At 44.2% G+C, this 23,617-nt stretch carries 17 protein-coding genes; 6 read left to right on the top strand and 11 right to left on the bottom strand.

Going from position 1 to position 23,617, the window contains the following annotated elements; translation table 11 throughout:
* Positions 1 to 280: 280 nt before the first annotated feature.
* Positions 281 to 2,944 (top strand): DNA mismatch repair protein MutS, encoded by a 2,664-nt coding sequence (mutS, locus tag ETF27_RS05055; RefSeq protein ID WP_130830342.1) that lies wholly within the window; start codon positions 281 to 283, stop codon positions 2,942 to 2,944.
* 402 nt (positions 2,945 to 3,346) lie between these two features.
* On the opposite strand, the gene lgt is transcribed toward mutS, so the two are convergent.
* Both lgt and ychF read right to left on the bottom strand, forming a co-directional pair.
* Complete coding sequence (lgt, locus tag ETF27_RS05050) at positions 3,347 to 4,195, bottom strand: prolipoprotein diacylglyceryl transferase (RefSeq protein ID WP_130830341.1); 849 nt, start codon at positions 4,193 to 4,195, stop codon at positions 3,347 to 3,349.
* A 20-nt stretch (positions 4,196 to 4,215) separates the two neighbouring features.
* Positions 4,216 to 5,319, bottom strand: coding sequence for a redox-regulated ATPase YchF (gene ychF / locus ETF27_RS05045; protein ID WP_130830340.1), 1,104 nt, complete (start codon positions 5,317 to 5,319; stop codon positions 4,216 to 4,218).
* Between the two features lie 209 nt (positions 5,320 to 5,528).
* On the opposite strand from ychF, the gene ETF27_RS05040 reads away from it, so the two are divergent.
* Complete coding sequence (locus tag ETF27_RS05040) at positions 5,529 to 6,491, top strand: acyltransferase family protein (protein WP_130830339.1); 963 nt, start codon at positions 5,529 to 5,531, stop codon at positions 6,489 to 6,491.
* A 25-nt stretch (positions 6,492 to 6,516) separates the two neighbouring features.
* On the opposite strand, the gene polA is transcribed toward ETF27_RS05040, so the two are convergent.
* Positions 6,517 to 9,279, bottom strand: coding sequence for a DNA polymerase I (gene polA, locus ETF27_RS05035; protein ID WP_147785566.1), 2,763 nt, complete (start codon positions 9,277 to 9,279; stop codon positions 6,517 to 6,519).
* An 86-nt stretch (positions 9,280 to 9,365) separates the two neighbouring features.
* Between polA and ETF27_RS05030 the strand changes: the two genes are divergently transcribed.
* Complete coding sequence (locus ETF27_RS05030; RefSeq protein WP_130830337.1) at positions 9,366 to 10,343, top strand: polyprenyl synthetase family protein; 978 nt, start codon at positions 9,366 to 9,368, stop codon at positions 10,341 to 10,343.
* 201 nt (positions 10,344 to 10,544) lie between these two features.
* On the opposite strand, the gene ETF27_RS05025 is transcribed toward ETF27_RS05030, so the two are convergent.
* The 8 genes from ETF27_RS05025 to mnmG all read right to left on the bottom strand — a co-directional run bounded on the left by ETF27_RS05025 (position 10,545) and on the right by mnmG (position 18,782).
* Entirely contained in the window at positions 10,545 to 11,909 is a 1,365-nt protein-coding gene (locus ETF27_RS05025) for a WG repeat-containing protein (RefSeq protein ID WP_158635979.1), read from the bottom strand.
* A 96-nt stretch (positions 11,910 to 12,005) separates the two neighbouring features.
* The gene (deoC, locus tag ETF27_RS05020; protein WP_130830335.1) at positions 12,006 to 12,917 is read right to left on the bottom strand and encodes a deoxyribose-phosphate aldolase; all 912 of its coding nucleotides are present in this window, start codon (positions 12,915 to 12,917) and stop codon (positions 12,006 to 12,008) included.
* Positions 12,918 to 12,945: 28 nt separating this feature from the next.
* On the bottom strand, positions 12,946 to 13,296 hold the full coding sequence (locus ETF27_RS05015; RefSeq protein WP_130830334.1) for a nucleotide pyrophosphohydrolase: 351 nt from the start codon (positions 13,294 to 13,296) through the stop codon (positions 12,946 to 12,948).
* 28 nt (positions 13,297 to 13,324) lie between these two features.
* The gene (locus tag ETF27_RS05010) at positions 13,325 to 13,564 is read right to left on the bottom strand and encodes a hypothetical protein (protein ID WP_130830333.1); all 240 of its coding nucleotides are present in this window, start codon (positions 13,562 to 13,564) and stop codon (positions 13,325 to 13,327) included.
* A 130-nt stretch (positions 13,565 to 13,694) separates the two neighbouring features.
* Positions 13,695 to 14,147 (bottom strand): D-aminoacyl-tRNA deacylase, encoded by a 453-nt coding sequence (dtd, locus tag ETF27_RS05005; protein WP_130830332.1) that lies wholly within the window; start codon positions 14,145 to 14,147, stop codon positions 13,695 to 13,697.
* 33 nt (positions 14,148 to 14,180) lie between these two features.
* A complete protein-coding gene (uvrC, locus tag ETF27_RS05000; RefSeq protein WP_130830331.1) occupies positions 14,181 to 16,034 on the bottom strand; it encodes an excinuclease ABC subunit UvrC in 1,854 nt (617 codons plus the stop codon).
* A 287-nt stretch (positions 16,035 to 16,321) separates the two neighbouring features.
* Positions 16,322 to 16,852, bottom strand: a complete 531-nt coding sequence (locus ETF27_RS04995; protein ID WP_130830330.1) for an adenine phosphoribosyltransferase — start codon at positions 16,850 to 16,852, stop codon at positions 16,322 to 16,324.
* Between the two features lie 58 nt (positions 16,853 to 16,910).
* Positions 16,911 to 18,782 carry a tRNA uridine-5-carboxymethylaminomethyl(34) synthesis enzyme MnmG gene (gene mnmG, locus ETF27_RS04990; protein ID WP_130830329.1) on the bottom strand — a complete coding sequence of 624 codons (1,872 nt, stop codon included), beginning with the start codon at positions 18,780 to 18,782 and terminating at the stop codon, positions 16,911 to 16,913.
* A 778-nt stretch (positions 18,783 to 19,560) separates the two neighbouring features.
* Here mnmG and ETF27_RS04985 point away from each other — a divergent pair.
* From ETF27_RS04985 to ETF27_RS04975, 3 genes are read left to right on the top strand one after another with little or no spacing between them, the layout of a single operon-like run.
* Positions 19,561 to 20,241: a succinate dehydrogenase/fumarate reductase cytochrome b subunit gene (locus ETF27_RS04985; protein WP_130830328.1), complete on the top strand. Its 681-nt coding sequence runs from the start codon at positions 19,561 to 19,563 to the stop codon at positions 20,239 to 20,241.
* A 28-nt stretch (positions 20,242 to 20,269) separates the two neighbouring features.
* Entirely contained in the window at positions 20,270 to 22,252 is a 1,983-nt protein-coding gene (locus tag ETF27_RS04980) for a fumarate reductase/succinate dehydrogenase flavoprotein subunit (RefSeq protein WP_147785564.1), read from the top strand.
* A gap of 46 nt (positions 22,253 to 22,298) precedes the next feature.
* The gene (locus tag ETF27_RS04975; RefSeq protein WP_130830326.1) at positions 22,299 to 23,054 is read left to right on the top strand and encodes a succinate dehydrogenase/fumarate reductase iron-sulfur subunit; all 756 of its coding nucleotides are present in this window, start codon (positions 22,299 to 22,301) and stop codon (positions 23,052 to 23,054) included.
* Positions 23,055 to 23,617 lie beyond the last annotated feature (563 nt).

The following is a 23,617-nucleotide window of genomic DNA, read 5'->3' as shown; positions in this document are numbered from 1 at the left end:
TTTAGCGGACAGTAATAAAATTATTTAGGACACCATTGGCTTCATTGTGATTTTTTTCGGAATTATTTATAAATCTCAGATAAAATTTCGGTAAAAAAGGTGGAAAACCATTTTGTTTGACATTCAGTAATTCTTACTTTTATTGGGAACGACAATGAAAACGTGGCAGAAAGTCTGCTGCAAAGCTAAAGTTTCGACCATCGTTTGGGAAATCCGACTATTTTTTTGTATTTTTGCAACTCACACAATACGAATGATAAAAGAAAAAGGATACCGGTTTATGGCTAAAAACGACAAGGGACTTACTCCGATGATGCGACAGTTCTTCTCCATGAAAGCAAAACATCCGGACGCGCTGATGCTCTTTCGCTGTGGAGACTTCTACGAGACTTACTGCGATGATGCCATCGAAGCCGCGAAGATACTCGGCATTACGCTCACAAGACGCAACAATGGAGCATCGGTGGGCGACGAGATGGCCGGTTTTCCGCATCATGCCCTCGATACTTTTCTTCCGAAACTCATTCGTGCCGGGAAGCGTGTTGCCATCTGCGACCAATTGGAAGACCCGAAGAAAAAACGTGAGCAACTGAAAGGCAAGAAAGGACTCAGTGCAGAGGACAAAATGGTGAAACGAGGCATTACCGAACTTGTTACACCCGGTGTGGCAATGGGCGACAATGTGCTGAATTACAAGGAGAACAACTTCCTCGCCGCCGTGCATTTCGGTAAGAGTTCGTGTGGTGTCAGTTTCCTTGACATCTCCACCGGAGAATTCCTCACCGGCGAAGGGACATACGATTACGTGGAGAAACTGTTGGGAAACTTTTCCTCAAAGGAGGTTCTTTATGACCGGACACGGAAGAATGACTTTGAAAAGCACTTCGGAACGCGCCTCTGTACCTTTGCAATGGACGACTGGGTGTTTACGGAATCTACCGCTCGACAAAAACTACTGAAACATTTCGGAACGAAAAATCTCAAGGGCTTCGGTGTGGAGCATCTTCGCGATGGCGTGGTGGCTGCCGGTTCCATCATGCAGTACTTGGAACTTACGCAGCACACGAACATCAATCACATCACATCGTTGGCTCGTATCGAGGAAGAGAAATATGTGCGCCTCGACCGTTTCACCATTCGCTCGCTCGAGTTGATATCGCCGATGCAGGAAGACGGCTCATCGTTGCTCAACGTCATCGACCGTACCATCACGCCGATGGGCGGACGAATGTTGCGTCGCTGGCTCGTTTTTCCACTCAAGGAGGTGAAGCCCATCAACGAGCGATTGGACGTGGTGGAATATTACTTCCGTCATCCTGATTTCCGTCAATGTGCGGACGACCAGATGCATCGCATAGGCGACTTGGAACGTATCATCTCAAAGGTGGCTGTGGGACGCGTGTCGCCACGCGAGGTGGTGCAGCTGAAAAACGCGCTTAATGCCATCAAACCCCTGAAAACGGCTTGTTCCACTGCCGATGATGAGGGACTGAAACGCATCGGCGACCAATTGAACTTGTGTGAGTCGATTCGCGACAGGATAGAACGCGAGATAAAGAACGACCCTCCGCAGCTGTTGAACAAGGGTGGGGTAATCGTTTCGGGCTTTCATGCCGAGCTGGACGAGTTGCGCTCCATACGGGACAACGGAAAACAGTATCTTCTTGAAATTCAGGAGAAGGAGGCTGAACAGACGGGAATTAACTCATTGAAGATTGGTTTCAACAATGTTTTCGGCTATTATCTTGAGGTTCGCAACACATTCAAGGACAGAGTGCCAGAAGATTGGATAAGAAAGCAGACGCTGGCGCAGGCAGAACGTTACATCACGCCCGAGCTGAAGGAATATGAAGCAAAGATTTTGGGAGCCGACGAGAAAATCATCATGCTCGAAACGAAACTATTTTCCGAGCTGGTGCAGGACATGCAGGAGTATATTCCGCAAATACAGATTGATGCCAACCTCGTGGCGCATTTGGATTGTTTGCACGCTTTGGCAGAAGTCTCCGAGCAACAAAAGTACGTGCGCCCGATGGTGGACGATTCGCAGGTAATCGACATCAAGCAGGGGCGGCATCCGGTGATTGAAACGCAACTGCCCATCGGTGAGGAATACGTGCCCAACGATGTACTACTCGACAACGAGCGACAGCAAATCATGATGATAACCGGTCCGAATATGGCAGGTAAATCGGCTCTCTTGCGCCAAACTGCCCTAATCGTATTGCTGGCACAGGTGGGCTGTTTCGTGCCTGCGGAAGGTGCGAGAATAGGTCTGGTGGACAAGATATTCACTCGTGTGGGAGCTTCCGACAATATCTCGCTCGGCGAATCCACGTTTATGGTGGAGATGACGGAGGCGGCGAACATCCTCAACAACGTTACGCCACGTTCGTTGGTACTCTTCGATGAGTTGGGACGCGGAACGAGCACCTACGATGGCATCAGCATCGCGTGGGCAATCGTGGAGTATCTGCACGAACACCCGAAAGCAGCAGCTCGCACACTCTTTGCCACGCACTATCACGAGTTGAACGAGATGGAAAAGAACTTCAAGCGCATCAAGAATTACAACGTATCGGTGCAGGAGACCGATGGGCGGGTTATCTTCCTGCGCAAGTTGAAACGAGGTGGCAGCGAACACTCGTTTGGTATTCATGTGGCAGACATTGCCGGGATGCCACGCTCCATCGTGAAGCGTGCCGGAATTATCCTGAAGCAGTTGGAGACCGACAATGCGCAAGTGGGTGGAAAAGGAAAGCTCTCGGCAGAGAAATTGGAGCAGAGTAGGGAAGGGATGCAGCTGAGTTTCTTCCAATTGGATGACCCCGTGCTGACACAAATCCGTGATGAGATATTGGGCTTGGACATCAATAATCTCACCCCGATGGAAGCCTTGAACAAGCTCAACGATATCAAGAAAATCGTAAGTCCGAATGGGTAGTTTTCGAAAATGGCTCAGAACTTACACGCGATAAAAAGTTTTTTTAGTGAAGTAGGTGTTCAGAATTAAACGTACACATTTTTTCTTCGTTTTTTTTATTTTACTTCCTACAATCTTTCTGTCTTTTTTTCGTCATTTTTCCGTCTTCCATCGGTCGAGTAGCCCTCGACACTCCCTTTTCAATCCAAACGACTGACTGAAAAACAAACGAAAATATTGTGGCAATTAATTAGAATACCTACTTATCGTGACTCTTTATTCTCTATGAAATAAAAAAATTACCATGCAGTGGTAAACTGTTTACCACTACTTGGTAATTTTTTTACCGCTACTTGGTAATCTCTTTACCACTACTTGGTAATCCCTTTACCACTACTTGGTAATTTTATATCATCTTGTTGTTTATTTCTCTTCCGTGTATTCTTTGCCTCTTGATCGTAAGGCAGCCCATGCGCCCAAAACGATGAACGGCACGCTGAGCATCTGTCCCATGTTGAACGGCAGACCGGCTTCGAAATCCACTTGCATTTCCTTTGTGTATTCGATGAAGAAGCGGAAAGTGAAGATAAGTGCCAGACAAAGTCCGAAATAAAGTCCCGTGCCCACTTTCTTGGGGTGTTTGCGATAGATGGCAAGCAACAAGAAGAAGAAGCAGAGGTAAGCCAAGGCTTCGTAGAGCTGTCCGGGATGGCGCGGACTGGTATCCACGTTGTAGAAGATGAATGCCCATGGCACATCGGTTACTTTTCCGATAATCTCGGAGTTCATGAGGTTTCCCAATCGGATGAATGCGGAGGTGATACCCGAACAAAGTCCGAAGAAGTCGAGCACCACCCATGTATTCATCTTCGTTCGCTTGATATAGAGATAGAGTCCGATGAGCAATCCGATTACGCCACCATGCGAAGCGAGTCCCTGAAAGCCCACGTACTTCCACGAGCCATCGGGAAGATGTCGCATGGGCACGAAGATTTCGATGATGTGATCGGGCGCACTGAGAAAGTAATCCGGCTCATAGAAGAGGCAATGCCCTAATCGCGCGCCCACCAACACACCGATAAACACATAGAAGAAGAGGGGTTCGAACTTCTCGTTGGCGTACTTGTGGCGTTTGTAAAGCCATTGCATCATGAAATATCCGAGTGCCAACCCCATGACCCAGCACAGCCCATACCAGCGAATGCCTGTGGAACCGATACGCATCAGGTATTCGTCGGGTTGCCATGGGATGTAAAGTAATAAATTATTCATAAAATTTCTTTTGTTTTATTCTATACGTTGAATCGGAAGTGCATGATGTCGCCGTCCTGCACGACATAGTCTTTGCCTTCGATACCGAGTTTTCCGGCTTCTCGGATGGCAGCTTCCGAACCGTATTTCAGGTAGTCTTCGTACTTGATAACTTCGGCACGAATGAAGCCTTTCTCAAAGTCGGTGTGGATAACACCGGCACATTGTGGTGCTTTCCATCCCTTTTGGAATGTCCATGCCTTCACTTCCATCTCGCCGGCAGTGATGAATGTCTGGAGGTTGAGCAGGTGGTAAGCCTTCTTGATGAGTCGGTTGACGCCGCTTTCCTCCAATCCGAGTTCGTCGAGGAAGAGCTTTTTGTCTTCGTAGCTCTCCAACGATGCGATGTCCTCTTCGGTCTTCGCCGCGATAATCATGGCTTCCGCGCCCTCATTTGCAGCGATTTGCTCTATTTGCCGACTGTATTTGTTGCCTTCTTTCGCGCTGTTTTCGTCCACGTTGCAGACGTAAAGCACCGGTTTGGTGGTCAGAAGGAACAGGTTGTGTGCGGCTTGCTGCTCCTCTTTGTTCTCGAAAGTAACGCTGCGAGCATTCTTTCCTTGTTCCAAAACCTCTTTGAATGTTTCCAACACATTTACCAATATCTTAGCGTCTTTGTTTCCTGAAGCGGCTATTTTTTGGTTTTTTGTGAGTTGAGCTTCTATTGTCTCAAGATCTTTCAGTTGCAATTCCGTGTCGATAATCTCCTTGTCCTCAACGGGATTGACGGCGTTTCCACCCTCGCGCACGATGTTGTCGTCTTCAAAGCAACGCACCACGTGAATGATGGCGTCGCACTCTCGAATGTTGCCGAGAAACTTATTGCCCAAGCCTTCGCCCTTGCTTGCACCCTTGACAAGCCCCGCAATATCCACGATTTCGCAGGTGGCAGGCACGATACGTCCCGGATGGACAATTTCTGCCAGTTTTCCAAGTCGCTCATCGGGCACGGTGATGACGCCGAGATTGGGTTCTATTGTACAGAAAGGGAAATTGGCTGCCTGTGCTTTGGCACTGCTCAGGCAGTTGAAAAGGGTAGATTTGCCAACGTTTGGCAGACCCACTATACCACATTTTAATGCCATATCTTAAATAAACGTTTATTTTCTTTGTCTGCAAAAGTACATAATAAAATTGAAATAGGGGAGAAGATGGCACAGAATAATGGGGAAGGATGTGGGAGGGCGGTGAGTGAAGAATTTTCGGAGAAATGCAATTATCAGCGGATTGGATGTGGTTGAAATAGTTTTATTTTCGTAAATTTGTCGCGAAATCAAGTTGTTTGTAACGCGAAATGAAGCAATATCACGAAATAAACTTTGCCCGCGCCGTGCTTATCTGTATGGTTATTTTGGTGCATATTGTGAATTTTGGCACTCATTATCCGGCATTGAAAGAGGCAATACTGGCTTTTATGATGCCTTCTTTCTTGGTGATTACGGGCTATTTGGTGAATGTAAGAAAGTCGGCGAAAGAGTTTTCGTTCTACCTTCTCAGAATCTTCGTTCCTTATCTCATCATGGTGGTGAGCTTTTCGCTGGTGTCGCTCTATCTTCCGGTGAACGGAGGATTGAAAGAAGCTACGCTGTCTGCCCTGTTCGAGAAGGTTTTCCTTACTTCCATCGGTCCGTATTGGTTTCTTTACACGATGATGGGATGTGGCATTTGTTATTATCTGAGTTTCAGATTCTTGCCGGTACAATGGCATTTGGCGATAAAACTGCTGGCGTTTGCCGGACTGCTGTGTGTGGCTTCCCTGTTCTTGCCTGTCATGACGATAAAAAGCGTGATGTATTACTTCTTGGGTTCCGTTCTTCGACAGTTCGATGTGGATTTCAATAAGGCGTTTCGCCCAAAGTTCTACTTCTTTTTTATTTTTCTGTTCATCATCTGTCAGCCTGAGATAAGAGGTTGGTCTCATCCGCTCATCATCCTTGCCGTGTTCTCGTTCATCAGTTCTTCGGGATGGGTTTGTGGGCAATTGCCACCTAAGGTTCTTCGCTTTGCCGATTGGTTGGGAATGAACACGCTGCCCATCTATCTCTTCCATCCGATATTTACGATGGCAGGGAAGTTCTATCTTCGGTTTTTCGCATGGGAGGAAACGGGCTGGTTGCATGTTTTCGTTACGCTGTTGCTGAGTATTTCCGGTTCGCTTGCCATTGCTTATTTGCTGGATAAGACCCATGTGTCGCGTATTTTCGGTAGGGCGAAGTTCTTTCGTTCTGCGGCTGTCAATAAAAACGGAACCAACTGATGGACAATTGGTTCCGCGAAGGGGGTTAATGTGCTTCCAACCAGTTTTCGCCCCAACCGGCATCGGCGGTAAGCGGTACGCGGAGTGGGTAGGCGTTTTGCATCTCCTCCAATACAATGCGTTCCACTTGTTCTTTTTCTTCCGGATAAACGGAGAAGTTGAGTTCATCGTGTACCTGTAAAATCATTTGCGAACGGATGTTTTCGGCTTTGAAACGTTTCCAAATGCGAATCATTGCCACTTTGATGATGTCGGCTTCCGACCCTTGGATAGGGGCATTGATGGCGTTACGCTCTGCAAAACCTCTGACCGTGGCGTTTCGACTGTTGATATCGGGAAGATAACGGCGACGATGAAATATGGTTTCGGCATATCCTTTCTTTCGTGCTTCCTCTTTTGCTTTCTCCATATAGGCTTTCACTTTCGGGAAGGTGTTGAAGTATCCGTCAATGATTTCTTTTGCTTCTCCGTTTGAGATGTCCATGCGCTGTGCCAATCCGTAGGTGGTGATGCCGTAAATGATGCCGAAGTTGGCTTGTTTTGCTTTCTTTCGCTGTGCATCGGTTACGTCGTCGATGTTTTCATGCCATATCTTCGCGGCTGTAGCGCGGTGGATATCGAATCCTTCCCTGAAGGCTTCCATCATGTTCTCATCCTCAGAGAGGTGCGCCATGATGCGTAATTCTATCTGACTGTAATCCGCTGAAAAGAATTTACATCCCGGTTCGGGGATGAAACACTTTCTGATTTCTTTGCCATCATCGGTTCTCACCGGTATGTTTTGCAAGTTTGGGTCACTGGATGATAGTCTGCCGGTTGCCGTGAGTGCTTGATTGAACGAGGTGTGGATATGTCCTGTTTGCTTCTTTATAAGTTTGGGGAGCGCGTCTATATAGGTTCCAAGTAGCTTCTTTATTCCCCTGTATTCCAATATTTTAGATATGATAGGATGTTTTGTTTTCAAACTCACCAAAACCTCTTCGCTTGTAACATATTGTCCTGTCTTTGTTTTCTTCGGTTTCTCCATGATTTGTAGTTTTCCGAAGATGACTTCGCCTACTTGTTTAGGGCTTGAGATGTTGAATTGTTCACCGGAAAGCTTGTAAATCTCTTGTTCAAGTTGCGTCATCCTATCGGTAAATATTCTTGACGTATCCTTCAGAGCTTCCGTATCGATTCTGACTCCATGCAACTCCATATCGGCGAGAACGCGAACAAGGGGCATTTCTATTTCATGGAAAAGTTGTTCGGCATTTGCCTCTTTGAGTTTAGGCTCGAGAGTGTTTTTCAGTTGCAACGTGATGTCGGCATCCTCGCACGCATATTCATAAATATCGGTGGGGGAGAGGTCACGCATGTTTTTCTGGTGCTTACCTTTCGGTCCTATCAGTTCATCAATGTGGATGGTTTTATAGTTCAGCAGTGTTTCCGCCATGTAGTCCATGTTGTGCCGAAGTTCGGGTTGTATGAGGTAATGGGCAATCATCGTGTCGAACATCTTACCTTTCACATTCACTCCGTACTTGTTCAGCACCTCGTAGTCATACTTGATGTTTTGTCCTACTTTCAGGATTTTCTCGTTTTCATAGAGCGGTTTAAAAATATTCACGAATTTTAAGGCTTCTTCGCGTTCGGCAGGAATAGCGACGTAGAATGCCTTTCGTTCTTCCACTGAGAAGCTCAAACCCACCAATTCGGCATCGATTGCGTCGGTGGAAGTCGTCTCTGTGTCTAAACTGAGAATTTCTTTTGTCAATAAAAAATCACAAATGGATTGTGCTTCTTCCTCATTTTCAATGAGTTTATATTCGTATTGTACTGTTTTTAGGCTCTCAAAATTCGTGTTTTCTGAAGTTTCTTTATCGTTGGTCGGATTTGTGGCAAACAAATCGAGTTGTAAATCTTCTTTTTTTTGTGTTTCTTGATTATTATTAACAAATCGTTTTAAAAATGATTTGAACTCCAATTCATTGAATATCCCGATTAGTTTTTCTGTATCGGGGGTCTCAAGTTTCATTTCCTCCCATGAAGTGTCAATGGGAACCTTGGTGCAGATGGTGGCAAGGAATCTCGACAGCCTGATATCGTTCACCGCAGCTTCCACCTTTTCTCTGAGTTTGCCTTTTATCTCTTCGGTATGTTCCAACATGTTGTCGATGGAGCCAAACTGATTGATGAGTTTCGCGGCGGTTTTCTCTCCCACACCCGGACAGCCCGGGAAGTTATCTGCTGCATCGCCCATGAGTGCCAGCAGGTCGATGACCTGTTCCGGTTTGTCGATGCCATATTTCTCTCGTATTCCTTCCACACCTACTTTCTCGTATCCGCCTCCGTGTCGGGGTCGATACATGAATACATTTTTGCCAATGAGCTGCCCATAGTCTTTGTCGGGTGTCAGCATGAGCGTTTTCATGCCTTCTTTTTCCGCGCGTTTCGCAATTGTCCCAATGACATCATCAGCTTCGTAGCCATCCTTTTGCAGAATGGTAATTTTCATAGCCTCGAGAATGGATTTGATGATGGGCACCGCTAATTTTATGTCTTCCGGAGTTTCCTCTCTTTGCGCTTTGTATTCGGGAAATTTATCATGGCGGAAAGTTTTCCCATGGTCGAAAGCCACTGCCACATGCGTGGGATTTTCTTTTGCCAAAACCTCATTTAGCGTGTTGCAAAACCCAAAAACCGCCGACGTGTTCTGTCCTTTGGAGTTGATTCTGGGACTCCTGATGAGTGCGTAGTAGGAGCGATAGATGAGTGCATAAGCATCAATGAGAATTAATTTATCCATAGTAATTCCAATTTTAGGGTAAAATTACTAAAAAAATGCCATATATACCGATAATATTCAGTATTTTTGTAACAAAATAATATCGAATGGATTATTTGTCAATCATAAAGCGTCCTATTTCCAATGAGTTGGAGGAGTTTATCTCCTTGTTCAATGAATCCCTTTCGCACGATGAAGGATTGCTTGCTTCCGTTTTGGAGCACATCAAGAGTAGGGGAGGGAAGCGCATGCGTCCCATGCTGATATTACTCATTGCCAAGAACTTCGGTGATGTTACTTATGTGGCTCAACGGGCTGCGGTGGGATTGGAACTGCTCCACACAGCCAGCCTTGTCCATGACGACGTGGTGGATGAGAGTGGCGAACGACGAGGGCAGGCATCGGTGAATGCCACCTATAACAACAAGGTGGCGGTGCTCGTGGGCGACTATATCTTGTCAACCGCACTCTTGAACGTATCGCTCACAAAATCGGAATCCATCGTTCGCGACCTGGCCAATCTCGGTCGCACACTCTCCAATGGCGAAATACTGCAATTGACGAACATATCGAATCAGGAAATATCAGAAGATGTTTACTATCAGGTGATTAAACAAAAGACCGCAGCACTCTTTGAGGCCTGTGCGGTGATAGGGGCGAAAGCCGGAAATGCCACTTCGGAGGCGGTGGAGGCAGCCCGTTTGTTTGGTCAGAACATAGGAATTATCTTCCAAATCCGCGATGATATATTCGATTATTACGACTCAAAGGAAATTGGTAAGCCAACGGGCAACGATATGGCGGAAGGAAAGCTGACGCTACCGGTGATTCATGCTTTGCAATCGACTGGCAACCGGCCGATGATGAAGTTGGCAATGAAGGTGAAAGAGGGAACCGTTTCTGCAGATGAAATCGCCCATTTAGTCGCTTTTACGAAAGAAAACGGCGGTATTGAGTATGCTGAAAAGAAGATGTTGGAGTTTCACGACGCAGCCTTTTCGTTCGTTCGTCAATATGTTAAGTGCGATGCAATACGCCAGTCGCTTATTGCCTATCTTGATTTTGTCATCCAACGTAAGAGCTAAATGTAAGCGATTGTTGTAAAAAAAATTTAGAAGCACAGACTTAAAGGTGATGTTTTGTTGTTCAAAAGGTCAGCTTTCGCAATGTAAAAGGTCATCTTTTGGCATGCAAAAGATGACCTTTTATAATGCAATCTATATCTGTTTGGTAATCAGTGATTTACAAATGATACTGAGATGGTTCTGTTTGTAAATATTTTTGCTTTACTTTGCTGTCTCGATAACCTTTAAGTTGGCATCCAACTTTGTCTCTTCTCCTTTGGAATCTATGATGGAGAAAAAGTTTGTGTAGCCCACAATGCGTTTCTCCGTCATACCATACAGTAGCTCATTCTTTAGGTTGATGATACCATACTTGCCATCTTTGTAAACAACCACTTTGTCCTTGCAGACGATCCAGAGTGGTCTTTGGTATATAATGGGAACGATTAGATTGTCGTTGTCATCAATAATACCGTATAAATCGTTTTGTTGCACGCAGAAATACGGTTTGGACCATATACTGATAATGTCCTGATATTTATATGGGAACATCATTTTCTTAGTGTCATTGTTAATCACTGTTACCTTACCGTCCTTCTTAATGGAGGTGTATGTGCCGTTACCGAAGAAATAATCGTAGGTATAATCGGTGATAAACTTCTTTTCAACGTAGTCGTAGAAATGTTTTCCCGATTCCGTTTCTACGCTGAAGTAATCCTCAATTTTTGTTGAGCGGATGTCTTTATACTCAAATGGGAGGATAATATGGTTGTTTATATCGATAATTCCGTACTTTTTTCCATTGCAGGCAATAAGCCAAGAAGTTTTACCATATCGATAGCCTAAGTATCTGTTTATAAGTTTTGTGTATTGGGGGGTAATGACCATTTCGCCCTTTTCGTTGAGTAAGCCGAATAAGGAGTCTTTCTTAAATACGAAATAGTCCTTAGTTTGTATTCCATTGACAGGCACTGAGAATGCATCTTTGATAGTCTTGCAGTCGTAAACCAAGTATTTATAGTTCAAAAGGAAGTCGGATGTATTTCCTTTTACAAGTTCTAATTTATAGGAGTCTCCTTTTATCTTGCTGTATATAAGCTTGGTAATGGGTATTCCATGCTCGTTGCAGATACCATATTTCCCATCTTTGCCAACTTTCAGACACCCATTGTTGCCAAACCAGAAGCCTTTTTCTATGATTTCATCGTATATAGGACTGAGAACCTTGGTACCATTGCTGTTGTAAACACCTTTTTTACCGTTCTTTTCTACACGGAACAAGTTATCGGTGATTTGTACAATGGCATCGTATTTTATGGGAATGCAACGCTCCTTGCGTTCGTTGTACAAGCCTTGTTTGCCCTTCTTCCATACATAATACCATCTGTTTTTCCTTAGTTTGATACTGTCGGCATTGCTGATAACCTTTTTATTCGGATATTTCCATAGAATATATTTTCCGTTTGGTGCCTTGGTTATATTATATTCGTGGACACCAATACAGTATTCAGGCTTTCCGTATTGTGCGAAAAGGTGGTTCGACACGGTAGGTATTAATAAAGCGAGTAGCAGTAAGTGTCTTTTCATTGTGGCTATGACCATATTTTGTGTTTGGAATGTTAAAATTCAGATGGAAAATAAATACCCCTCCGCCGGAAAGGAGGAGGAGTATTTCCTATCAGGTTAGAAGAAATTGATTTCCTTGCCTTCGATTTCGCTCAACAAGAGGTTGGTGAGACGGCTTGTACCGAGGCGGAACCAGTAGTTGTCGAGCCATTTCTCGCCTAAAATCTCCTTGTAGATGGTGTAGAAAATAACAGCGTCCATTACGGTGTTGATGCCACCTGCAGGCTTCAAACCAACCTGAATACCAGTCTTGTCGTAATACTCTTTTATGGCTTGGCACATCACGTAAACAGCTTCCGGTGTGGCACTTATTTTCTCTTTGCCCGTGCTGGTCTTGATGTAATCGGCACCGGCATACATTGAGAGCAGAGCGGCTTTCTTGATGTTCTGCGCGTTCTTCAGGTCGCCGGTCTCAAGAATTACTTTCATGGGGATGTCGCCACAGGTTTGCTTCAGTTCGTTGATGGTATCGCAAACACTTTCGTAATCCCCGGAGAGGAATTTACCTACGGGGAGCACGATGTCGATGTGTGTGGCACCATCTTTAATGGCAAGAGCGGTTTCCACTGTTTTTACTTCTAAGAACGTTTGTGAGGATGGGAAATTGCCCGTTACATTGGTGATATCCACGCCATCCACTTCCAAACTCTCGGCAATGAGTTTGGTAAAGCAAGGATAAGCACAAACGGCGGCAACATGAGGCAGGGTGGGGTATGCGTGTGCAAAACGGTTTACCTTCTCCACCATCGCCAATATCTCTTCTTCCGTGTCGGTTGTTCTCAGCGAGGTAAGCTCTACGCTGCCTAAGAGAAATTTCTTCACTTCGAGGTTGTCGTTCTCGGCTACTTTCTCGGTGATGATTTTCTTCACCGCTGATTTAACTTCCTCATCGCTGATTTTCAGATTGTACTGCTTCAGCATTTCATCGTATTTACTGATGTTTACGATTTTTCCATTGTCTTTTTCCATCTCTTTTTCTATTTTATTGTTTATGTTCTTATTTTTTCGTTGAAACTTTCGGTTTCATCGTTAGTTTCTTGTTTTCTTTGTGTCTGTTCTTATCTCTTTGTGTTTTCTTTTCAAAGCTTTTGAGCAACTCTTCCGTAAGATTCGTGCCGGTTTGGTTGGCAAGGCAGAGTAGAACCCACAGTACATCTGCCATCTCCTCTCCGATATTTTGTTTCTCTCCTGCCTTAAAGCTTTGGTCTCCATACGTGCGTGCAATAACTCTCGCCAGTTCACCCACTTCTTCCGTGAGGCACGCCATGTTGGTGAGTTCGCTGAAGTATCGCACACCATATTCGTGTATCCAGTTGTCCACCATCTTTTGCGCTTCTTCTATTGTCATCTGTAATCTGTTTTTTAGCCAAACCAAATTATAAATCCCACCACGATGAAGATAATCCAAATGCCATGTTCGAGATGTTATCGTATTTTGCGAGTTCCTTCCAAAAACACAGCGCAATAATTGTGGCGATAACGAAACCGATGAGTGCCAATCCGTAGGCAATCATGAAGATTTCATCGTGAGAAGGTTTGAGCTGATTGATGAAAACTGACAGCAGGTAGATGAAAGCGCAGATGTTTTGTGCACGTTTGATGTTCTTTATGTTCATGATGCTTTTGAGGCTCTTTTCTCATGCCTGTATCTTCGTTATTCACAACCTGTTGTTACTTTGTTATGTGCTTATCTTCCGAGGTTGGTTTCCCTTTTGTTCCTCTTCTTTTATCTTTGGTTTTGTTACTTTATTCCTTGTTTTTTGTGTCCATGCAGATGGTTACGGGGCCATCGTTCAGCAGTTCTACCTTCATATCGGCTCCGAACTCACCCTCACCCACTGGTTTGCCCAATGCCGCACTGAGGCTTTTGCAGAATGCGTGGTAAAGTGGTATGGACGTTTCATGACCGGCAGCGCGGATATAGCTTGGGCGATTGCCTTTTTTATAGCTTGCCATGAGCGTGAATTGTGAAACAACCAATATTTCACCGCCAATGTCCATGACGCTTTTGTTCATGACTCCTTCTTCATCGTCGAACACCCTCAAGCCAATGACTTTCCTGACCAGCCATTCTATGTCTTCGTTCGTGTCGGCATTGCCTATCCCTAAAAGGATGAGATACCCTTCATTAATGGCAGATTTTACTTTACCGTCTATCGTTACGGAAGCATGTTTCACCCTTTGAATTACGATTCTCATATCGCAAATTTAATGCTTTTATTTTAATTATTGCTACTTTCCTTCGTCTTCCTTTGTTTTTGCGTGAAAATAGTTGTAAATCAATTTACCTTTCGCTGCCCCCACAATCTCCGTAAGTGTCAGAATATCAGCCTCTTTTATATTTTTTACCGTTCTTAATCTCTTCAGAAGCTGTTCTTTTGATTTCATTCCGATTCCCTTGATGTCATCCAACTCGCTGTGTAACTGATGTTTGGAACGTTTATCCCTATGAAATGAAATGGCAAATCTGTGAACTTCGTCTTGTATTTGTGTCAGAATTTTGAAGAGTTCGGAGTTTGTTGGCAGTCCTATTGTCTGTGGTGGAAAGCCAAAGAGCAGTTCGTTTGTGCGGTGTCGGTTGTCCTTGGCAAGGCCGGCGATGGGGATTTGTAGTTGCAACTCGTCCTCAACGACCTCTCTGACCACCTCCATCTGTCCTTTTCCACCATCGGTAATGATGAGGTCGGGAAGTGGCTCGTTCGCCTCTGACATCCTTCTGTATCGCCTTCTCACAACTTCTTGCATGGAGGCATAATCGTCCGGACCCACAACTGTTTTGATGTTGTATTTCCGATAATCTTTTTTCGAGGGCTTTAAGCCTTTATATACCACGCAACCGGCTACAGCATCTGTTCCCGAAATGTTGGAATTATCGAAACATTCTATGTGATAGGGTAGTTTAGGGAGTTTGAGTTTCTCTTGCAATTCCTTCATCAATCGAGTCTGTTTCTGCTCTGGATTTAACTTCTCCGCACGCTTCAAACGGTCGAACTTATATTGTTTTGCGTTCATCTCGGAGAGCTCCAACAGATGTTTCTTGTCGCCTCTTTGAGGAATGAAGAACTCGGCGTTTTTTATCTTGAAATCTAATTCAAATGGAACGATAATCTCCTTTGCTGTGCTGTTGAAGCGGTTGCGTATTTCCGGTATAGCCTCGTTGAGCAATTCGGCATCGTTTTCGTCCAATTTTCGTTTGTACTCGAATGTAAAACTCTGATTGATTGCTCCATTTTTCACGTGAATATAGTTGATGAAAGCATTTTTTTTCAATTCATCGTTCACAAGTGTGAAGACATCAACATCGGTAATTGTGTAACTCACTATTTCGCTTTTGGCAGCAAAGTTCTCTAATGCAAGGTACTGTTGCTTGTAGTTTTCTGCTTCTTCAAATCTCAGATTGTCCGCACTTTCCTGCATCTTTGCTTGTAGAAACCTTTGCACTTCACGTGTGTTTCCTTTCAATATTTGACGAGCTTGCTCAATGTTTTGCAGATATTCTTCCCGATTTTGCTTTCCTACGCAGGGTGCCTTGCAGTTCCCTAAATGATAATCAAGACAAGGTCTGTACTTCTTCTGCATGATACCTGCTTCGGTAATGGGGAACTTGCAGGTACGAGGCTTGTATAATTTCTTGATGATATCCAATACGGCATACATGCTGCTGATGTGGCTGTAAGGACCATAGAAACTCCCGAAACGCTTGTTGATGTTGCGAGTATTGAAGATTCGTGGGAAAAACTCATTCGTTATGCAAATGCTTGGATAAGTCTTGCCGTCTTTCAATAATACATTGTAGCGAGGTTGGTATTGTTTTATAAGCTGATTTTCTATCAGCAAAGCGTCTTCTTCAGTCTTTACAACCGTGTAAGATATATTGTTAATCTTTGAAACGAGCACTTTTGTCTTGAATCTGTCCACTTCTTTATGGAAGTAAGATGAAACCCTGTTCTTTAAGCTCTTTGCCTTTCCAACGTAAATGATATTGTCTTGATGGTCGTAAAACTGATACGTACCGGGTTTATCCGGTAGAGTAGATACTATTTGCTTGAGTTTTTCCAATCGATTAATGTTTTTCTCTTTTGCCATCTTATAACCTCTTTACTGTGAGAGCTTAAACTTTGCTTCGTTTCACGTGAAACATTAAATACAGGTAATCATTCTTTATCTTTCACCTGTTGCTTCACTTGTTGTGGAAAAAGCTCGCTTTTCCATCCCATTAAGGGAAAGCCTATGGTATATTCTTTCCACTTACGTGTGATTGAGACTTTTCTCTCTGTTCGCTTTAGTTTATGAGAAATATGTTATCGATGAATTTTTTTATATCAATCGATAACATATTTTTTATGAAAAAGGGACAGATTGGATAAACATCCTTAAAATTTTAGCAATGAAGAAATCTCCACATCGTCATCGAAACTTTTCCTGCTGTTCGGAAATTCCTCATGCAATTCGATGATAAAGTTGCAATATACCTTTTTGGGATGGAACTTCTTGACCAGATTGCATGCAGCTTTCATTGTGCCACCGGTTGCAAGCAGGTCGTCATGGAGTAGAATTATATCGTTTTCGCTAATTGCGTCTTTGTGGATTTCTATGGTATCCATTCCATATTCTTTGGCATAGCTCTCCTGAACTGTCTCGCATGGCAATTTTCCGGGCTTTCTACACAAAATGATTCCTGCCCCTAAGCGCAATGCTAATGCAGAAGACATTACGAAGCCTCGGCTTTCAATTCCCACAATCTTCGTAATTCCCTTGTCTTTGTAAAGCTCATACATTTCTTCTGTGATTTCATGAAGCGCCTCAGGAGATTTGAATAGGGTAGTAACATCTCTAAAATTTACGCCTTTGATGGGCCAATCAGGAATACATCTTAAGTTGTCGAGCAAAATTTTATTATTCATATATTATTGATAATTTGATGATTACACTTTATATGTTTCACGTGAAACGTTTTATTGTTTATCTCCCCATTAATACAAGGAGTACGTTTATATCGCTTGGGCTAACTCCGGGGATGCGACTTGCTTGTGCTAATGTTTCCGGTTGTATGCGTTGCAGTTTCTGTCTGCATTCTGTGGATAGGTCGTGTATCTTTTCATAGTTGAAATGACCTTTTATTTTAATATCTTCCAGCCGATGCATTTTCTCGGCAAAGTTTCTTTCCCTTTGGATATAACCTTTGTATTTGATTTTTATTTCTGCAGCTTCTGCAATTTCTTCTTTGCGATCCTGCGATGCTTCCAATGTTTCTTTCAAAGTTGGAAGTTGTTCGGATAATCCGTTGAAGTTAATTCCCGGACGTGCAATAAGGTCGATTATCTTGGCAGAAGCGTGGAGTGGCGAGTTTCCGATACTTTCCAAATAGCCGTTGATTTCGGTTGGTTTTACTGCTGTTGTCTCGCAAAATCCGATGATATCGTTCATTCTTTGCTTTTTCTTTTGCCAGTTGTCGTATCGTTCCCGTGTAGCTATTCCGAGTCTATATGCTTTCTCTGTAAGTCTGGCATCCGCATCATCTTGTCTTAATAGGATACGGTATTCGGCTCGAGATGTGAACATTCTGTAAGGTTCGTCCACGCCTTTTGTTGTCAAATCATCGATGAGTACGCCTATATAGCTTTCATCTCTTTTCATGATTAGTGGTTCCTTGTTACCGCAAAAAGCCACCGCATTGATGCCGGCTACCAAGCCTTGGCCGCCCGCTTCTTCGTAACCTGTGGTGCCATTCACCTGTCCGGCGAAGAACAAACCTTTGATAATCTTCGATTCCAACGAAGGTTTTAAGAGTGTCGGGTCGAAATAATCGTATTCAATTGCATAGCCCGGACGATAGATTTTGGCATTTCTAAGTGCCGGAATCTTATGAATGGCTTCCAATTGAATTTCCCATGGCATACTCGATGAAAAGCCATTCAGATACATTTCGTTGGTATCTATCCCTTCCGGTTCAAGGAAAAGCGGATGACTTGTTTTATCGGGGAAGATTTCGAGCTTTGTTTCTATGGACGGACAGTAGCGCGGTCCGGTGCTTTGTATTTGTCCGTTGAATAGTGGCGAGTCAGGTATTCCTTTTCTCAAGACTTCGTGCGCTTTCTCGTTGGTGTTGCATGTCCAGCAGGGTAGTTGCGGAAGTGGTCTGTGCTTGCCAATAAATGAAAACTGATGAAAATCTTTTTCTCCCGGTTGCTCTTCCATTTTATCGAAGTCCACCGATCTTTTATCTATTCTGACAGGTGTTCCGGTCTTCATTCTTGCCACGACAATTCCGTGCTTTGTTATACTTTCCGTAAATTTGTGTACTGCGGGTTCTGCGCATCTTCCGCCTTCCACCTGTCTGTGCCCGATGTGCATCAATCCGTTTAGAAATGTTCCTGCTGCCACGATGACCGCACCGGCATATATCTCCACTCCCCATATCGTTCTGATGCCCAGCACTCTGTTGTTCTTTACGAGCAATTCTTCCGCTTGGTCTTGGAAAATATCGAGTTTATCCGTATGGTCGAGCTTTCTTTTCCATTCCAATATGAATTTTTCTCGGTCGCATTGTGCGCGTGGGCTCCATACCGCCGGTCCTTTCGAGCGGTTGAGCATGCGAAATTGTATTGCCGTCGCGTCGGTAACCAGTCCCATTTGTCCGCCCAATGCGTCAATTTCCCTTACGATTTGTCCTTTGGCAATTCCTCCGATGGCAGGGTTGCAACTCATTTGCGCAATTTTGTTCATGTCCATTGTCAGCAAACAAGTATTTGCTCCCATGTTCGCGGCTGCGGTTGCGGCTTCGCATCCGGCATGTCCGCCACCTATTATAAGGATGTCATATTTGAAATTCATTCTCTTTTCCTTATTTTTCTGCAAATGTAAGAATTTTAATTGAAAGAGAAAGTATAATCAGTTATTTTACATACTCATCATAGGCGGATGTCGTGCGTGCGTCTTTGTTCGTCCGTTTTTCCTCCTTATCCTCCCATATTGGTCGGTTTTGTCATGTTTTTTCAAATATTCCATTTCAATTGCTAAGCTTTTGCATTCTAAAAGCTTAGCTTTTGAAAGGCAAAAGCTAAGCTTTTACACCGCAATTGGTAAGCTTTTGAATTATAAAATATAACTTGCAGTTACACAGCCATTTACAATTTCATTATAAATCTCTTTTGTGTCGTGTTTTTTTACCTTTTCACACTCGACGAAATAATCATCTTTACTTCTCTATTCATCGTGCTTTCGTTTGTTTTTACATATTTTTTCTTCATCGGAAGCATATTTTTCGCTACCCCTTTCCATTCTTTTTTAAGTTGAATTTGCGACAGGCGTTCATACTTTTCTCATTCTTTTGTTTATCTTTGTTCGCCGAAGAGTTTTAACCGGTCATGGAGGTTGCTGTTTAGAAACTGTCAATATAGTTAGATCGCTAATGAAAATGCCCTGCTTTTTGCCAAAAAACTTTGTTTAATCATAATTAATGTATTATTTTTGCAGCACAGAAAGACATTATGTTATAATATATGGCGTGATTATTCTTCGCAAGAGGTAGAAAAACTGCTTTAACCCGAAATTTTTTCACGTTGTGAAAATACTTAATTCTAATAGTTTAAATATTTAAAATCAAACATTTATGTGGTTAATCAACTCATCTATCGGTAGAAAGGTCGTGATGTCGGTTACCGGTATTGCGCTTATTCTATTCCTGACATTCCACATGTCGATGAATGTTGTGGCTTTGTTCTCAGGCGATGCTTACAACATGATTTGTGAATTCCTGGGTGCCAATTGGTATGCGGTGGTTGCTACCATCGCGCTTGCTGCGCTGACGGTGCTCCACATCGTTTATGCATTCATTCTTACGGCGCAGAATCGCCGGGCTCGTGGTCATGAACGTTATGACATAGCGGGGGCGACACCGAAAGTGGAATGGGCATCTAAGAACATGTTAGTGTTGGGACTCATTATCCTTTTGGGATTGTTGCTCCACTTGTTCAACTTTTGGTATAACATGATGTTTGCCGAAATCTTCCATATTGCGGATCCATTGGGTGATCCCGCCAATGGTTTTGGTTACATCAAGGAGACCTTCTCCAATACCATCTATGTTGTTCTCTATGTGATTTGGCTTTGTGCCATTTGGTTCCACCTCTCGCACGGTTTTTGGAGTGCTATGCAAACTCTGGGAATCAATGGAAAGATTTGGTTCAACCGGTGGAGAAAAATCGGTATGGTTTATACCACCCTTCTCATGTTGGGCTTCTTGGTAGTTGTTTTGGCATTCGCATTTGGTTGCGCACCAAGTCTTGTTTAATTCATGACACAGTAAAGATATTAAGATTATGGCTAAAATATTAGATTCGAAAATTCCTGAAGGCCCGGTAGCAGAGAAGTGGACCAACTACAAGGCTCATCAGCGTTTGGTTAACCCGAAAAATAAATTGAAGCTCGATGTCATTGTCGTTGGAACGGGATTGGCGGGTGCCAGTGCCGCTGCTTCGCTTGGTGAGATGGGCTTTTCCGTATATAATTTCTGCATTCAGGACTCCCCTCGTCGTGCACACTCTATCGCCGCACAGGGTGGTATCAATGCAGCTAAGAATTATCAGAACGATGGCGACTCGGTTTATCGTTTGTTTTACGATACCGTGAAAGGTGGAGACTATCGTGCTCGCGAGGCCAATGTTTATCGTTTGGCTGAAGTATCCAACAGCATTATCGACCAATGTGTGGCTCAAGGAGTTCCTTTTGCTCGCGAATATGGTGGCATGTTGGCCAACCGTTCGTTTGGTGGTGCACAGGTATCGCGTACTTTCTACGCAAAAGGTCAGACCGGTCAGCAGCTATTGCTCGGTGCCTACTCTGCACTCAGTAAACAAGTGAACGATGGTCGTGTAAAACTCTATACTCGCTACGAGATGGAAGATGTGGTAATTGTTGACGGGCACGCTCGCGGTATCATTGCCAAGAACTTGGTAACCGGTAAGCTCGAACGTTTCTCCGCCAACGCAGTAGTCATTGCCACAGGTGGTTATGGCAATGCTTACTTCCTTTCCACCAACGCCATGGGGTGCAACTGTACGGCAGCTGTTCAGTGCTTCCGTAAAGGTGCTTATTTCGCAAACCCCTCATACGTACAGATTCACCCAACATGTATTCCGGTTCACGGCGACAAGCAGTCGAAACTGACGCTGATGTCCGAGTCGTTGCGTAACGACGGACGCATCTGGGTGCCCAAGAAGTTAGAAGATGCCAAGGCACTTCAGGCTGGAACAAAGAAAGGTTCCGACATTCCGGAAGAAGATCGCGACTACTATTTGGAGCGTCGCTATCCCGCATTTGGCAACTTGGTGCCCCGCGATGTGGCTTCACGTGCCGCAAAGGAACGTTGCGATCACGGCTTTGGTGTGAACAATACAGGTTTGGCAGTGTTCCTCGATTTCTCCGAGAGCATCGAACGTCTTGGTTTGGATGTTATTCTTCAGCGTTACGGCAACCTCTTTGATATGTATGAGGAGATAACCGATGTTTATCCCGGTGAAATGGCAAATGAAATCAACGGCGTGAAATATTATAACCCGATGATGATTTATCCCGCCATCCACTATACGATGGGTGGTATCTGGGTAGATTATGAATTACAGACCACCATTAAGGGTCTATTTGCAATCGGAGAGTGTAACTTCTCTGACCACGGAGCCAACCGTTTGGGTGCTTCCGCGCTGATGCAAGGTTTGGCAGACGGTTACTTCGTATTGCCTTATACCATACAGAACTATTTGGCGGACCAAAGCATTTGGGCAAAAGTTTCTACCGATGCTCCCGAGTTTGACGAGGCAGAGAAAGGCGTTCAAGCAGAAATCGATCGTCTGATGGGCATTCAGGGCAAGCGTTCGGTTGATTCTTTCCATAAAGAGCTTGGACACATTCTTTGGGATCACGTTGGAATGGGTCGAACATTGGAAGGTTTGAAGGAAGGTCTTGAGAAGATGAAAGCCCTTCGCGACGAATTCAATACAAACCTCTTCATCCCGGGAAGCAAAGAAGGGCTGAACGTGGAGTTGGATAAAGCCATTCACCTTCGCGATTTCATCCTTATGGGCGAGTTGATAGCCTTCGATGCCATTTCGAGAAATGAGAGTTGTGGTGGACACTTCCGCGAAGAATATCAGACAGAGGATGGCGAAGCTAAACGCGATGATGAGAACTATTTCTATGTAGGTTGCTGGGAGTATCAAGGCAACGACAAGGTTGCTCCGGAACTCATAAAGGAACCGCTCGAATACGAGGCTATCAAGGTTCAGACACGTAACTACAAGAACTAATCAGGTCAAAGTTGCTTGCAACAAACATTAAAAGAAAAAATCAACAATGGAAAAAATCATAAGTTTCACACTTAAAGTTTGGCGTCAGAACGGACCTACTGCTGAAGGTCATTTTGATACATTCGAAATGAAGGATATCAGTGGTGATACTTCCTTCCTTGAGATGCTGGATATCCTCAACGAGCAGCTTATCGAAGCCGGTAAGGAACCTTTTGTCTTCGACCACGACTGTCGTGAAGGTATCTGTGGTATGTGTTCACTTTATATCAATGGGCATCCACATGGACCTGCCGAAGGAGCTACTACTTGTCAGCTCTACATGCGTCGTTTCAACGAGGGCGATGTGATTACCGTGGAGCCGTGGCGCTCGGCAGCATTTCCGGTTATCAAGGATTGCATGGTGGATCGTGGTGCGTTCGATAAGATTATTCAGGCAGGTGGTTACACCAGCGTTCGCACCGGTCAGCCACAGGATGCCAACGCTATCCTTATCCCGAAGGAAGCTGCCGATGAAGCAATGGACTGTGCCACTTGTATAGGTTGCGCGGCTTGCGTTGCAGCTTGCAAGAATGGTTCTGCCATGTTGTTTGTCTCTTCCAAGGTGAGCCAGCTGGCACTTTTGCCACAGGGTCGTCCCGAGGCTGCAAAGCGTGCCAAGCGTATGGTGATGAAGATGGAGGAGTTGGGCTTTGGCAACTGTACCAACACTCGCGCTTGCGAGGCAGAATGTCCCAAGAATGAGTCCATAGCTAATATCGCTCGTCTTAATCGCGAGTTTATAAAGGCAAAACTTGCCGATTAACTCGTGTACCTACACAAAGATAACGATTAAATTTTTATATTTGCATTGAAATCCCACTGCTCGCCTTGAGTGGTGGGATTTTTTGCAATTCTCTTTTTTATTCATCCCGTGGATAACCACTTGCTTACTCTGTATGACGATAGTCGATTCCATTCATTGATATTGCGAAGGTTGAAAGTTGGTGCGAGAGCTAATTTTCAATGATGAAACATACCTTTTTGGGGAATTCCCGGGGTTGTTTTTTCCCGGCATTATCCTTGTGAGAAGTATGTTTTCCCAGCCTTTTATAATGCTCTTTTTATTGCCTTTGTATTATGCTGATAATCAGATGTTTACAAAGCGTGTTTTAAAAGCTTAGCTTTTGCACTCCAATACCTTAGCTTTTGCCCGGTAAAAGCTTAGCTTTTGCAAACCATTTGCTGATGTATTGCAATTGCTTCCTGTTTTTTTGTGATTTCAAATGACATTGAGCCGTATTCTTACCGAGCGGTATCGCCATCGAAAAAGAAGAGATTTTCCTTGCACATCGTCCCCATATATTTTATATTACTGTCCGCTAAACA

The organism is Prevotella brunnea, assembly GCF_008016795.1.
In the GTDB taxonomy this organism is placed as follows: Bacteria; Bacteroidota; Bacteroidia; order Bacteroidales; family Bacteroidaceae; genus Prevotella; species Prevotella brunnea.
The sequence above is the reverse complement of the archived record's forward strand: the minus strand, read 5'-3'. Positions and strand labels throughout refer to the sequence as shown.